Origin of the sequence: Halomonas dongshanensis (genome assembly GCF_024790395.1) — a bacterium.
Classification (GTDB): Bacteria; Pseudomonadota; Gammaproteobacteria; order Pseudomonadales; family Halomonadaceae; genus Vreelandella; species Vreelandella dongshanensis.
This window is the reverse complement of the sequence record NZ_JAJISC010000003.1, coordinates 21,980-34,989: the sequence shown is the minus strand read 5'-3', so window position 1 is coordinate 34,989 and position 13,010 is coordinate 21,980. Positions and strand designations below refer to the sequence as shown.

Here is a 13,010-nt window from a genome sequence, read left to right as displayed (position 1 = left end):
TCGAGAAAAAGGGAGGCGAGTATAGCGCAAGCACCTAGACGGCGGCGACGTTTACGCCTCACATAGTCACACGGCGGCGTCATCGCCCAAGCAAAACGCCCCGGCGTTGGCCGAGGCGTTGTACTACACAAGCACGTCATACAAGCACGTCACATCAAGATGCCACGCAGCAGAATCAAACCAGCTGAGGGCCTGCCTTGACGATGGCGTCGCTGACACCCTCGAACTTCTTGAAGTTATCGACGAACTTGGCGGCGAGCTCGGCCAAGTGACGATCGTAGGCGGCGCGGTCCTGCCAGGTATCGCGCGGGTCGAGCAGGCTCGAATCGACACCCGGCACGGCCACCGGCACGGAGAGGTTGAGCCCATCGATGTGCTTGGTCTCGACATCGCGCAGCACGCCCGACTGGATCGCGCTGATGATGGCGCGGGTCGTCGGAATCGAGAAGCGGGCACCGCCCTCGCCGTAAGCACCGCCGGTCCAGCCGGTGTTGACCAAGTAGACCTGGGCGTCTTTTTGCTCGACGCGCTTGATCAGAAGATCGGCGTACTCACGCGCCGGGCGCGGGAAGAACGGCGCGCCGAAGCAGGTGGAGAACGTAGCGGCCAGGCCTTCGGAAGAGCCCATCTCGGTGGAGCCGACCTTGGCGGTGTAGCCTGAGAGGAAGTGGTAAGCCGCCGCCTCTTTGCTAAGTACCGATACCGGCGGCAGCACGCCCGACATGTCGCAGGTCAAAAAGACGATGGCGTTAGGCTCACCGGCCAGGTTTTCGGCAACGCGTTTTTCGACGTGCTCCAGCGGGTAAGCCGCGCGCGAGTTCTGGGTCAGGCTATCGTCGGCGTAGTCGGGCTCGCGACGGTCGTCCAGCACCACGTTCTCTAGCACGGTACCAAAGCGAATGGCGTTCCAGATCACCGGTTCGTTCTTCTCGGAGAGGTCGATGCACTTGGCGTAGCAGCCACCTTCCATGTTGAAAACGATGCCTTCGCCCCAGGCATGCTCGTCGTCACCGATCAAAAAGCGCGCAGGGTCAGCAGAGAGCGTGGTCTTACCGGTGCCAGATAGACCGAAGAAAAGGCAGGTTTCGCCATCTTCGCCGACGTTAGCGGAGCAGTGCATGGGCAGCACATCAGCGGCGGGCAGGAGGAAGTTCTGCACCGAGAACATCGCCTTTTTCATCTCACCGGCGTAGCGCATACCGGCAATCAGCACTTTCTTGGCGGCGAAGTTGATGATGACGGTGCCGTCGGAGTTGGTGCCATCGCGCTCGGGGTCGCAGGTGAAGCCTGCGGCGTTGAGAATCGTCCAGGCCTCTTTGCCCGCCGGATTGTACGCCTGAGGGCGCACGAACATGGTACGACCAAAAAGGTTTTGCCAAGCGGTTTCGGTGTTGATACGCACGGGCAGATAGTGAGTGGTGTCGCTGCCCACGTGCAGCTCGGCCACGAAGTGCTCACGCGACTGCAGGTGGTCTTCGACCCGGTTCCACAGCGCCTCGAATTTCTCGGCGCTGAAGGGGCGGTTGACGCTGCCCCAGTCGATGCTGTCACGCGTCGAAGGCTCATCGACGATGAAACGATCCTTGGGCGAGCGGCCCGTACGCACACCGGTGTTCACTACTAGTGCGCCATCTGCGGAGAGGCGGCCCTCCCCCCGCGCCACGGCGCGCTCGATCAGTTCGGCGGTACTTAGGTTGACGTGGATCTGGGGAGCGGCTTGAGTCGTGGTCATGTCGATTCCTAGGCCGAGCGGCCGATTCTCGCGTTACCGGGCGTCATCGACGCCAGCATAAAAAGGCATCCCAGCGGCACCAAACTGGCTGGGCGTGTGAAGTCGAAACGGATTATGGCAAAAAGAAAGCCCCCGTAAAACGGGGGCTTAGCGCGCCCTTTTTGTAGTTAAACTACTACAATTAGGGCTTTTTTCTTGCTGCAGTGCGGTAACTTTTCAAACAGTCGCTAGCCTTTCGTCGCTAGAGCGTTGCTATGGCAAGCTTCGTTCGTCATACAACCATTACGCACCTTGATTGCAAGTGACTACACAATCAGTGAATGGTCGGCGCGGGAGCGCTAGGGTCGACCAATAAATTTTCGATTTCGGCCGCGCTGTAGTGATATTTCGTGTGGCAAAAGTGGCATTGGGTCTCGATGCTGCCCTGTTCGGCCAGAATTTCGCGCAGCTCTTCGGCGCCGAGAGTGATCAACGCCCCCGCCATGCGCTCCCGCGAACAGGTGCATCCAAAGCGCAGCGTTTTGGGCTCGAAAACGCGCACCGTCTCTTCGTGGTAGAGGCGGTAAAGCACTTCGCGCTGATCGAGGCCAAGCAGCTCATCGTCCTTGAGGGTTTCAGCAAGGTGGACGCTACGCTCCCAGGCGTCGATGTCTTGATTTTGCGCCTCATGGGGCAGGCGCTGCAGCAGCAGGCCCCCGGCGCGGGCACCATCGGCGGCCAGCCAGAGCCTTGTAGGCAGCTGCTCGGATTGCCCAAAGTAGGCTTCCAGGCAGCCGCTTAGTGTAGCGTGATCCAGCGCCACGATGCCTTGGTAGCGATACCCCTCGCGCGGGTCGAGGGTAATCACGATCTGCCCCTCGCCCACTAGGCTACGAAAATCGGCGGCGACATCGGGCAGCGCTGCGTCTTCGGCGATGCGTGCAATCGCGCGCAGCTCGCCACCTGGGTTGGATTCCGCCATCAACAGCGACAGCATGCCCTGACCGCGCACCTCGATGCTCAAGGTGCCGTCGAGCTTGACGGTGTCGGTGAGCAGGGCAACGGCCGCCAACAGCTCCCCGAGCAAGCGGTTGATCGCCTCGGGATAGGCGTGACGGTCGAGCACTTCGCGGTAGGCGGCTTCGAGGGTGACGATCTCGCCGCGCACGTTGGTCTGGTCGAAGAGAAAGCGCTGAATCTGATCGGCGTGCGAAGCAGGCCGAGGCGTTGTATGGGACATGGTGGAATACCGTATGAAATAGAGGGGTGTCACGGGTAGTAGAAAAGCGCGCGCTCTAAATGGCTCTATTCGCCCTGGTGGCGCTGGAAACGCTGGATGTCGCGGCGCTGCTTTTTGTCGGGGCGTTTGAGCGGGTGCTGCATTACTTCATTGGTTAAGCGCCGCGCTTCGGCCTCACGCTCGCGGCGCTGAGCGCTCTCCGAGGTCTCGGCGTAGAGCTTGCGCGCTTCGGGGGCGCCACGGCGCTGGTCGGAAAGCCCGGTGACCTCCACCTCGAAAACGTCCCAGCCCTGTGGCACCCGGATGAGCGCGCCCATCTCGACGCTCTTGCTGGTCTTCACTCGGGCGCCATCGTAATGCACCTTACCGCCCTCGATGGCCTTCTTGGCCAGCGCACGGGTCTTGAAAAAGCGCGCGGCCCAGAGCCATTTATCCAGGCGAACGTCCTGGCGATCGCTATCACTCATGCCTTACTCCTTTGGTTCGGAAAGCGCGTGTGAGGCGGGCAGGTCCTGGGGCAGCAACTGGGCAAAGCGGTCGAGAGCGATGAAGGCTTGGAGCTCCTTCTCCGGCCGCTGGCTGTCGGGTTTACGGATGCCAAGGAGATGCTTGATGCCGAACTCGCGCGCGCTTTCGAGCACCTGCGGGTTATCGTCAATGAATAGCGTACGCGCTGGGTCGAAGGGTTCGCGCGCTTGAAGCGCCATCCAGAACGCCTGCTCCTCTTTGGCTGCCCCCACGTCTTCTGATGAGATGATGGCATCGAGGTAGTTTTCAAGGCCTGTGAGCGGCAATTTGAGCGCCAGGCTTGCGCGATCGGCGTTGGTCGCCAGCACCACTCTGGGGTGCGACGCCTTGAGCCAAGTGAGAAAGTCTAGCGCGTCGCCGCGCAGGCCAATCAAGTGCTGCACTTCTCGCTTTAAGGCGACCACATCGACGTCGAGCTCGCGGCTCCAGTAGCTTAGGCTGTACCAGTTGAGCGTGCCCGCTTCACCGACGATGCGCTCGCGCAGCGCCTCTTGAGAGGCCTCGTCCAACTGGTGGAGTTCGCGATAGCGCCGGGGCAGGTGCTCGAGCCAAAAATGGCTGTCGAAGTGCAGATCCAGCAGCGTTCCATCCATGTCCAGCAGTACGGTGTCTATGTCACGCCAATCGATCATCGCCGTTCCAGTGCTTGAAGAGTGATGTTGAAGAGTAGAGTTAAAGAGTAGGCGTGCTATTGTAGCTCAACCCCTTTTTCGCAGCCACGGAGGCACGATGTCCCAACATGATGCATCCGCGGGAGAACCGACATCCGGCTACCCGCAAAAACCGCGCATTCTGGCGCGCGAGAGTGTTGCCCGTAGCCGCCTCTTTCACGTCGAATCATTGTCGCTGCGTTTTGCCAACGGCGCGGAGCGGGTCTTCGAGCGGCTGAGCGGAAGCGGCAATGGCGCGGTGATGATCGTCGCCATGCCCGATCCAGATCACGTGCTGCTGATTCGCGAATACGCCGCAGGCTTCGAGGACTACGTGTTGACCCTGCCCAAGGGGCTGATCGATCCAGGCGAAGATTTGATCACCGCGGGCAACCGCGAACTAATGGAAGAGTGCGGCTTCGGCGCGCACCGCATCGAGCCGCTGGCAGAGCTCTCCATGGCGCCCAACTACATGCATCATCGCATGCAGGTGGTGCTGGCCACCGACCTCTACCCTCAGCGTCTGCCGGGCGATGAGCCCGAACCGTTGATCGTCGAAACGCATCCGTTGGAGTCGTTGCCGTCACTGCTGCTGCGCGAGGACTTCCACGAAGCGCGCGCTATCGCTGCGCTTTTCATCGCCCGCGATCGCCTGCGCGAAGAGCGGCGCCAGCAGATGCCGGATCTGCTCTAATTAATCTGACCTAATTAATCAAAGAGCACGTCATATTAAATCTAGGATAAGACGCCAGACGCCTCGAGCTGTGATTGAGCAGCCCGAGGCGTCAGCGTTTAGAGAAGCATGTTGGGGCCTCAAGCCCCTTACGGATTGAGCTTGAGCGCGATCCAGCGGCGCTGGCGGTAGCTATCAAGCCCCGCTTCCAAGAGCGTCATGCAGCGCAGGGCATCGTCCACGCTCACCGGTAGCGGCTCACCAAGGCGCACGGCACTTGCCACGCCCTGGTAATACGCCAAATAGTCACCCGGTAGCGTAGGGTGTTCACGGCGCTCGAGCGTCTGGCTCGCCTGCGCGTTCACCAATAGCTCGCCTGGGGCATCCGCGCCCCAGTGTGGCATGGGCGTCTCGCCTGCTTTCAGCCGCGCTTCCTGTGGGTCTAGCCCGAACTTCAGGTAGCCGCCTTGGGTGCCGTGCACGCGGTAGCGCGGCGTGGGCTCGGCCACCAAGGTGCCGGCACTCAGGGTAACGCGCAGGCCGTCGTATTCGAGCAGGGCGAGAAAGTCATCATCCGCCTTGGCGCCGTCGCGGCGTGCGCCCTGCTCCAGCAAAATCGCCGTAGGCATTCCAAAAAGTTCGCAGGCCTGATCGAGAAGGTGCGGGCCTAAATCGTACCAAAGGCCGCTCCCCGGCATACCGTTTTCGCGCCAGCGGTCGGGAACCTCAGGGCGAAAGCGGTCAAAGCGCGACTCGAAGCCGGTGATGCGCCCAAGAGTACCCTCGGCCAGCAACGCCTTGAGGGTGAGAAAGTCACTATCCCAACGGCGGTTATGAAACACCGAGAGCAGGCAGTCTTTGGCCACGGCCAACGACTTGAGCTGCTTGGCTTCGAACAGCGTGACGGTAAAAGGCTTATCGATCACCACGTGTTTGCCCGCGTTCAACGCGGCCTTGGCCAGGGCAAAGTGGGTATCGTTGGGCGTGGGGATGACGACGAGGTCGATATCCACGCGCGCGAAGAGCGCGTTGGCGTCGGCCTCGACGTCGATATCGGGAAAGTCCTTATGCACGTTGGCCGCATCGCTCGATACGATGGCGGTCAATGCCAGGCCTTCCGTGGCCTGGATCAGGGGTGCATGGAAGGTTTTACTCGCAAAACCGTAGCCGATCAGGCCTACGTTGACGACTGCCTTCATAGCATTCCTTACTTTTGGTTGATCGATCCGTGTTCAATCGCGCGTCCTTTACGCTCAGCCAAGCACTCAGTCCAGCTTGGAGAGATCGCGCACCGCCCCTTTGTCGGCGGAGGTGGCCAGTAGCGCATAGGCCTTGAGCGCAGGCGTTACCTTGCGCGGGCGGGGCGCTGCCGGTTTCCAGCCCTCTTTACCCTTGGCGTCCATCGCCTCGCGGCGGGCGGCAAGCTCGGCATCGGTGAGCTGAACGTTGATCGCGCGGTTGGGAATGTCGATCAGGATGGTATCGCCCTGCTCGACAAGCCCGATAGCGCCGCCTGCCGCCGCTTCCGGCGATACGTGGCCAATAGAGAGCCCAGAAGTGCCACCGGAAAAACGCCCATCGGTGAGTAGCGCACACGCCTTACCCAGCCCCTTGGACTTGAGGTAGGAGGTGGGGTAGAGCATCTCCTGCATACCGGGGCCGCCCTTCGGGCCTTCGTAGCGGATGACAACGACGTCGCCCTCGCTCACCTTGCCGACCAAAATATCTGCAACCGCCTGATCTTGCGACTCGACGACGTGAGCACGACCTTCGAAGACCAGAATGGAGTCATCGACCCCTGCGGTTTTCACCACACAGCCTTCGAGCGCGATATTACCGAACAGCACGGCCAAGCCGCCTTCGCGGGAGAACGCATGTTCGAGATCGCGAATACAGCCGGTAGCGCGGTCACCATCCAGGCTCGGCCAGCGCGCGCTTTGCGAGAACGCGGTTTGTGTCGGCACACCGCCCGGCCCCGCCTTGAAGAACTCGACGACCTCAGGGCTGGGTGAGCGCATGATGTCCCACTCCTCGAGTGCTGCGGCCAGGCTATCGCCGTAAACCGTAGGCACAGAGGTATCCAGCACGCCTGCGCGATCGAGTTCACCCAGGATCGCCATGATGCCACCGGCGCGGTGAACGTCTTCGATGTGATACTTCTGGGTATTGGGCGCCACCTTACACAGCTGCGGCACTTCGCGAGAGAGGCGGTCAATGTCGGCCATGGTGAAGTCGACTTCGCCTTCTTGCGCCGCTGCTAGCAGGTGCAAGATGGTGTTGGTAGAGCCGCCCATGGCGATATCCAGGGTCATGGCATTTTTGAACGCCGCCTTGGAGCCAATGGCGCGCGGCAAGAGATGCGCCTCTTCGCCTTCGTAGTAACGCTTGGCCAACTCGACGATACGGTGCCCGGCGGTTTCGAACAAACGACGACGATCGGCGTGGGTGGCAAGCGTCGTGCCGTTGCCCGGCAGGGCTAGCCCCAGCGCTTCGGTCAGACAGTTCATCGAGTTAGCGGTGAACATGCCCGAGCAGCTGCCGCAGGTGGGGCAAGCGCTACGCTCGACTTCGGCCAGCGTTTCATCGTCGACGCTATCGTCGGCGGCCATGACCATGGCATCGACCAGATCGAGGCCGTGATCCAGAAGCTTGGTCTTACCCGCTTCCATGGGGCCACCGGAAACGAAAATGACCGGAATATTGAGGCGCATGGCGGCCATCAGCATTCCGGGGGTGATCTTGTCGCAGTTAGAAATGCACACCAGGGCGTCGGCGCAGTGGGCGTTGCACATGTACTCGACGCTATCGGCGATGATGTCGCGGCTCGGCAGCGAGTAGAGCATACCATCGTGACCCATGGCGATACCGTCGTCCACGGCGATGGTGTTGAACTCCTTGGCCACACCACCCGCCTTTTCGATCTCGCGTGCCACGAGTTGGCCCATGTCCTTCAGGTGTACGTGCCCGGGCACGAACTGAGTGAAGGAGTTGGCGACGGCGATGATCGGTTTATGAAAATCGTCATCCTTCATGCCAGTGGCGCGCCACAGCGCGCGAGCGCCCGCCATGTTGCGGCCAGCGGTGGTAGTACGGGAACGATACTCGGGCATGATGTCCTCTTCTATTTGATGCCGCCCGCACGGTCAGGGGCGGTATGTGAATCCAGCGCCTGCCGATTGTGGCATGAGCGCTGGCCTCAGACTAGGTGCAAGCGGCCATAGAATCGGGGCAAACTCACTCCACGTGGATCACCACCTCGACGCGACGATTGCGTGCGCGCCCCTCGGGCGTATCGTTGGCCTCAAGCGGGCGGGTATCGGCAAGCCCCACGGCGCGCAGCCGTGCCGGGTCGACCCCGGCGCGCACCAGCGCCTCGACGATGGCAATGGCCCGCGCGCTCGATAACGCCCAGTTAGAGGAGAAGCGCGGCGTATTGATAGCCTGGCTATCCGAGTGCCCTTCTACCCAAACGTCGCCCTCGAAGCGCTGAATGGTCTCCAGTAGGCTTGCTACCAACTCATCGCCCGTCTGAGTGAGCTCAGCCTCGGCAGAGGGAAACAGCAACCGATCCTGCACCCGTAGACTAATCCCTTCGGCCACCCGCGATACCTCCACTCCATTCAAATTGGGCAGATAGAGCGACTGCTCCCATGAACCAACCTGCGCATTCGCAAGCGCCGCGGCAGCTTCGAGCGCCGCTTCATCCAGCGCCTCGAACGCGACCGGCTCGACGTTGACTGGCGGCCGATCGGTGAGCAGCACCACGTAATCAGCGAGAGGCAACGTCGCTAACAATGAAGGCGCCAGGGCCAGCGATTCTGCCGGTGTGGCAACGTCCGTGTCAGTGAGATCCGTTGGCAGCAATATCGTCGGCAGCGGGCGCGCGGCAACGGTGGATTCCGGGAGTGGGGGCTGCTCGGTGCGCTCGGGCAGCGCCAGTAGCCTAGGAGGGCTAACTACATCGCTTTCAAGGGTGACCGGCGCCCGCAGCTTATTCATAGGCGCCTCCACCGGCGCTAGGCGTGGCCGCCCCGCTACCCCCAACGCTGCGCTAATGGCATAGGGCGCAAGGCCCGCCGGTGACTCGATGCTGGCGGCCTCTTCGCTTGAGGACGTCGAGTGCGCCGCCCCGCTGGCGGTGACGATGACGACGAACAGCGCGACCAAAAGGGTCATGATATCGATGTAGCTCACCATCCAGCCGCTGCTATCATCGTCGTGGTACGCCGACATCAGCCCATCGTGGCGCGGTCCGCTGCGGTGGTCTTCAAGCATGGTTTTTATACATCGCGTTACACATCGTTTTACACCTAGTTTTTACACCTAGCTTCACACTCGGCCTTCACGCATCTCACTCGAGGCCATTCAAGTATTACCGCTAGCGGCCGATACTTCCTCAGGCAGGCAGCGTAGCCTATTCAACGCCGTTTCGAAGCCAGAAGGAACTTCCAGGTGCCGACCCTTTTTCGCTCTTTACCTCGTTTTCTTACGTCACACGGCGCTGGGTGCTGGAGGCTTAGTAGCCAAATCTTGCTCGTGGCAGCGCTTGGGCTCTCACTCGGTGGCTGCTTTTACGCCAATACCAGCCAAGCGCCCATCGCGACTACCTATCCCTACTCTGAGCAGCAGCGCATGCAGGCGGCACACCACTGGGAGATACTCGCTCGCCACGAGGCCGATAAGATCCTCACTCGCGAGCGCGTGCGTTTTCGTGACCTCTATATCGCGCCACCGGCGCAAGGCGCTTTTTCGGCCTATAGTGGCGGCGAGTTTGACCGTGGCTTTCGCGCCTTGCTCACCAGCGAGCTCGTCACTCGCGGCGCCAACGTAATGACCGCCCCTAGTGACAACACCGCTACGGTCGAAATCGACGTAGGCGTGGTACAACATCGCGATCGTGGGTTCGTGCGCCCGCCAGTAGGCGCCTTTACCGCTCTCACAGCGGGTATCGCCGTGGCCACGCTGCCCATCAACCACTGGCGCGAGCCTGCGCTTGGGCTAATTCCTGCTGCTGCCGTTGCCGATGTTACCAGTGGCAGTTGGACCTATACGGGGAACGAAGAGATCATCGTCACCACGCGTATCGTCGACGGTGAGCGGATCCTATACTCTTCGTCCAACATCTACTACATCAACGCGGGCGACCGACGCCAGTACGCGCCAAACCTGGTACCGCGTGCGCCCGTCACGCCCTCCGTTTCCGTCACCGACACTTGGTAATCCCATGGACCTGACTTTTACTGCTCGCGTCGTTTATCGCTATGTTCATCGCGGCGCACAGGCGTTCTTGGTGCTGGCTCTACTGCTGTCCACGGTAGGCTGCGCTACGCAAGCCTCCCCGCCTCTACCACCGGAGCCCGATCTTTCCGAGCTGGCCGAACGCGCCGCCGAGCAGATGATTGCAAGCAACCCTGACCTTACGCGCTATAGCCCGATGATTGCAGCGACCTTTGTCAGCATCGATAATCTAAGCCAATCGTCGACCCTTGGGCGTATCACCTCCGAAATCATGGCCTCAGCGCTGGCGCGACAAGGCATGCAGGTGCGCGAGGTCAAGATGCGCGATAGCCTGTTCATCGAGGAGAACGTTGGCGAACTGATTCTCTCCCGCCAGGTACAGCGTCTCAGTTCGCAGCACAATGCGCGCTCGATTTTGATGGGCACTTACGCCCAAGGGCTAGACTACGTCTACATTAGCGCGCGGGTAGTACGCGCGGGCGATGCCATGGTATTGGGCAGCGCCGACTTTCGTCTGCCGCTCAACAACAACACACGCAGCCTGCTTGAAGGTACCGGGGGCTGGTAACCGCGCGAGCGCTCGATTATGGTGGCGCTGTTCCTACCAAGAAGGCGCCCCACCATGCCCCCACGGCATTTGCTGAAAAAAACGTCCATCGTCATCTGTAGCCGGGTCATTAAGCTGCTGGCCAACATTGCCAAGCTCGCCAGCTACCCTTTTCATGCGCTACTACCCAAGGTGCGCTTTACTTTGCCCGAGCAGGCCGCGCCTTGGTGGCCGAGTAAGCAGGCGTCTCGCATTCCCCGCATCATCTGGCAGACCAACTTCACCAACCGGGTGACGCTTCCGGTCTACCTCAACTACCTATTCAACCGTTTGATGGCGCCGCGCTTCGAATATCGTTTCATGATTACCCAAACGCGCCGAGACTTTATCGAAGCGCAGTGCGATGCGGACGTTCTCGCCTGCTACGACCGCCTGCAAATCGGCGCCGCCCAAGCGGACCTTTGGCGCTTAGCGGTACTCGACGTGCATGGTGGGGTGTATCTCGACATCGATGCCCACGCCATCTGGCCTCTGGGCGATGTCATTGGCGAGGAAGTGACAGAACTCTACGTTACCACTCGCCGGGGCGATCTCAGCAACTACTTCATCGCCAGCCAGCCGGGCAACCCCAACATTCAGCGCCTACTCGCGCAAGTGTGCGCCAACATCCGCGAGAACCGCCTCACCAACGTCTTCGACATCACCGGCCCCGGCGTTTTCAACGCCCTACTCGACCAAAACGAAGTGCCCACCATCGCCTACCGCTATGCCTGCAACCAGGGTAGCTTCACCAACGAGCACTTTCAGTACATCGATAAAGCCGCTGGCAAGTGGACGCGGGAGCAGAAGCAGGTGCGCGTCATCCGCGATGATGTTTAAATAAAATTAAGACTATGCCTTCCATAGCTGCAATAGCACAGCTATGGATAGCAATAGCTTAATTGTATAACGTCACATCATATGTTTTAGCAAATATCTCCTGCTCCCTTTGCATGAACGATCATGATCTCTTCTCTTTGATATATCGCATATTGTTTTTTATTTAGCACTTCATCCATTAGTCCATTACATACTTCTAAAACTTTATCTTCACTTAAATTAGTCCAACTGATAGCCACATTATTCCCGTAAGATTTGAGTGCCGGCCCAGATATCCAGCCCTCCATTGGGCTAAGCATACGCATAATGAGCGGGCTCCTCGAAGCAATGACATTAGCAATGGGAGCAATTGGGAATACACCAGACATATAAATCTCTACTTCTTCGTCAACATACTGACTCAAGTCATAAGAAATATTAGAAACTATATTCTCTTCAAATAGTCTTTGAGCCTTTACTGCATTAAAAAACTGAAAAGAAAAAACTATAAAACAATAGACTGGAATCAAAACAATAAAGAAAGCATATTTTTCTGGCATCTTTTTCAAAACAGCAACAGCTAAAAAGAATACAACCGAAGAAAAACCAACTAAAACCCTTATATCCGTTACCCCCTCAGCCAAAATGAAAGACGGTCCAGTAGATGCAAAAAAGAGCAGCAATGGCACTGATAAAAATACGAATAAGGAAAAAACTCTTTTTTCTTTCACAATATTCTTAAAAAAAGATGTTTTCAAAAAAGAAAAGACGCAAAAAAACGAAACGAGTAGAAACAAAAAAAGCAAATAAGCTGCATAGCCCACGAACAAACTAGAGACAGACTCATAGAGATACTTCGATACGTAATAGAGAGATATGTGGATTTCCGAAAAAGCTATAGTTTCACTTCTGGGAATATTTCCAATAACAAATTTCTGAAAAAAAAGATAAGAAACATACCCCAATAAGAAAACAAAAAGCTCCGAGAGAACTAGGCTATCTTTTTCCGTATCAGATTTTTTAATCTTGAAGCAATAATTTACCGCCATAAGGCCTAAAAAAATATTAACGCAAGGCTGATAGATAATAAGAGACAAAAAAACTAGTAATACAGAAGCAAAGCTCTTTAAAAGACCACCCTGGACTTTATAATAAGCAAAAATAGCTAAAGCCAAAGCTATAATCATTTGCGGAGCATCAAATCGATAAGCTAAATTCTGAATAAAAAAAGGATTTATAAATAAAAGTGGTAAAGCCAAACTTGCATAGCTATCTTCTTCAGAAGATTTTTTGGATATATATATTAATGATCCTGCCATAGTTACAATAGCTAGAATCAACCCTAGTGGATACGAATCAACATGGTATCGACTCAGTGATAGAAGATGCGCTAATTGATCAGCACCTTGTCTACCAGCCCAGCCCCAAAAATTCCCTCCGGTTACCACTCTCCAATAATCATCTCTATAATATACGCCTAACATTACAGCAGGCATAGAAAATAGCGCGCAAGACAATAAGAAATAGTACTCTAATTTAACCTTCAACTTCTCTACTCCCGCATA

12 protein-coding genes are annotated in these 13,010 nt (G+C 57.8%); 4 read left to right on the top strand and 8 right to left on the bottom strand.

Translation table 11 applies throughout. The features are described from left to right. Positions 1–175: 175 nt before the first annotated feature. The 4 genes from LLY24_RS06955 to yrfG form a co-directional block, all read right to left on the bottom strand. Positions 176–1,732 (bottom strand): phosphoenolpyruvate carboxykinase, encoded by a 1,557-nt coding sequence (locus tag LLY24_RS06955; protein ID WP_259035568.1) that lies wholly within the window; start codon positions 1,730–1,732, stop codon positions 176–178. Positions 1,733–2,045: 313 nt separating this feature from the next. Next, a complete protein-coding gene (hslO, locus tag LLY24_RS06950; RefSeq protein WP_259035567.1) occupies positions 2,046–2,951 on the bottom strand; it encodes an Hsp33 family molecular chaperone HslO in 906 nt (301 codons plus the stop codon). Positions 2,952–3,016: 65 nt separating this feature from the next. Next, positions 3,017–3,418 carry a ribosome-associated heat shock protein Hsp15 gene (gene hslR / locus LLY24_RS06945; protein ID WP_259035566.1) on the bottom strand — a complete coding sequence of 134 codons (402 nt, stop codon included), beginning with the start codon at positions 3,416–3,418 and terminating at the stop codon, positions 3,017–3,019. Positions 3,419–3,421: 3 nt separating this feature from the next. After that, positions 3,422–4,111, bottom strand: a complete 690-nt coding sequence (yrfG, locus tag LLY24_RS06940) for a GMP/IMP nucleotidase (RefSeq protein ID WP_259035565.1) — start codon at positions 4,109–4,111, stop codon at positions 3,422–3,424. A gap of 97 nt (positions 4,112–4,208) precedes the next feature. Between yrfG and nudE the strand changes: the two genes are divergently transcribed. Beyond that, the gene (gene nudE / locus LLY24_RS06935) at positions 4,209–4,823 is read left to right on the top strand and encodes an ADP compounds hydrolase NudE (RefSeq protein WP_259035564.1); all 615 of its coding nucleotides are present in this window, start codon (positions 4,209–4,211) and stop codon (positions 4,821–4,823) included. A 128-nt stretch (positions 4,824–4,951) separates the two neighbouring features. On the opposite strand, the gene LLY24_RS06930 is transcribed toward nudE, so the two are convergent. The 3 genes from LLY24_RS06930 to LLY24_RS06920 form a co-directional block, all read right to left on the bottom strand. Beyond that, complete coding sequence (locus LLY24_RS06930) at positions 4,952–6,001, bottom strand: oxidoreductase (RefSeq protein ID WP_259035563.1); 1,050 nt, start codon at positions 5,999–6,001, stop codon at positions 4,952–4,954. 66 nt (positions 6,002–6,067) lie between these two features. Further along, positions 6,068–7,912 carry a dihydroxy-acid dehydratase gene (gene ilvD, locus LLY24_RS06925; protein WP_259035562.1) on the bottom strand — a complete coding sequence of 615 codons (1,845 nt, stop codon included), beginning with the start codon at positions 7,910–7,912 and terminating at the stop codon, positions 6,068–6,070. Positions 7,913–8,036: 124 nt separating this feature from the next. Continuing rightward, positions 8,037–9,077: an OmpA family protein gene (locus LLY24_RS06920; RefSeq protein WP_259035561.1), complete on the bottom strand. Its 1,041-nt coding sequence runs from the start codon at positions 9,075–9,077 to the stop codon at positions 8,037–8,039. A gap of 255 nt (positions 9,078–9,332) precedes the next feature. Here LLY24_RS06920 and LLY24_RS06915 point away from each other — a divergent pair, with 255 nt between their 5' ends. From LLY24_RS06915 to LLY24_RS06905, 3 genes are read left to right on the top strand one after another with little or no spacing between them, the layout of a single operon-like run. Beyond that, a complete protein-coding gene (locus tag LLY24_RS06915) occupies positions 9,333–10,022 on the top strand; it encodes a hypothetical protein (protein ID WP_267135246.1) in 690 nt (229 codons plus the stop codon). Between the two features lie 4 nt (positions 10,023–10,026). After that, positions 10,027–10,608: a FlgO family outer membrane protein gene (locus tag LLY24_RS06910; RefSeq protein WP_259035560.1), complete on the top strand. Its 582-nt coding sequence runs from the start codon at positions 10,027–10,029 to the stop codon at positions 10,606–10,608. A gap of 54 nt (positions 10,609–10,662) precedes the next feature. After that, complete coding sequence (locus LLY24_RS06905; RefSeq protein WP_259035559.1) at positions 10,663–11,466, top strand: glycosyltransferase family 32 protein; 804 nt, start codon at positions 10,663–10,665, stop codon at positions 11,464–11,466. An 86-nt stretch (positions 11,467–11,552) separates the two neighbouring features. Here LLY24_RS06905 and LLY24_RS06900 read toward each other — a convergent pair whose 3' ends face one another. Continuing rightward, positions 11,553–12,992, bottom strand: a complete 1,440-nt coding sequence (locus LLY24_RS06900) for a glucosyltransferase domain-containing protein (protein WP_259035558.1) — start codon at positions 12,990–12,992, stop codon at positions 11,553–11,555. Positions 12,993–13,010 lie beyond the last annotated feature (18 nt).

Excerpts from the sequence above, each read along its gene's own strand:
- LLY24_RS06905 (WP_259035559.1), top strand. The coding sequence starts at position 10,663 with ATGCCCCCACGGCATTTGCTGAAAAAAACGTCCATCGTCATCTGTAGC.
- nudE (WP_259035564.1), top strand. The coding sequence starts at position 4,209 with ATGTCCCAACATGATGCATCCGCGGGAGAACCGACATCCGGCTACCCG.
- LLY24_RS06920 (WP_259035561.1), bottom strand. The coding sequence starts at position 9,077 with ATGCTTGAAGACCACCGCAGCGGACCGCGCCACGATGGGCTGATGTCG.
- hslO (WP_259035567.1), bottom strand. The coding sequence starts at position 2,951 with ATGTCCCATACAACGCCTCGGCCTGCTTCGCACGCCGATCAGATTCAG.
- LLY24_RS06910 (WP_259035560.1), top strand. The coding sequence starts at position 10,027 with ATGGACCTGACTTTTACTGCTCGCGTCGTTTATCGCTATGTTCATCGC.
- hslR (WP_259035566.1), bottom strand. The coding sequence starts at position 3,418 with ATGAGTGATAGCGATCGCCAGGACGTTCGCCTGGATAAATGGCTCTGG.
- LLY24_RS06955 (WP_259035568.1), bottom strand. The coding sequence starts at position 1,732 with ATGACCACGACTCAAGCCGCTCCCCAGATCCACGTCAACCTAAGTACC.
- ilvD (WP_259035562.1), bottom strand. The coding sequence starts at position 7,912 with ATGCCCGAGTATCGTTCCCGTACTACCACCGCTGGCCGCAACATGGCG.
- yrfG (WP_259035565.1), bottom strand. The coding sequence starts at position 4,111 with ATGATCGATTGGCGTGACATAGACACCGTACTGCTGGACATGGATGGA.
- LLY24_RS06930 (WP_259035563.1), bottom strand. The coding sequence starts at position 6,001 with ATGAAGGCAGTCGTCAACGTAGGCCTGATCGGCTACGGTTTTGCGAGT.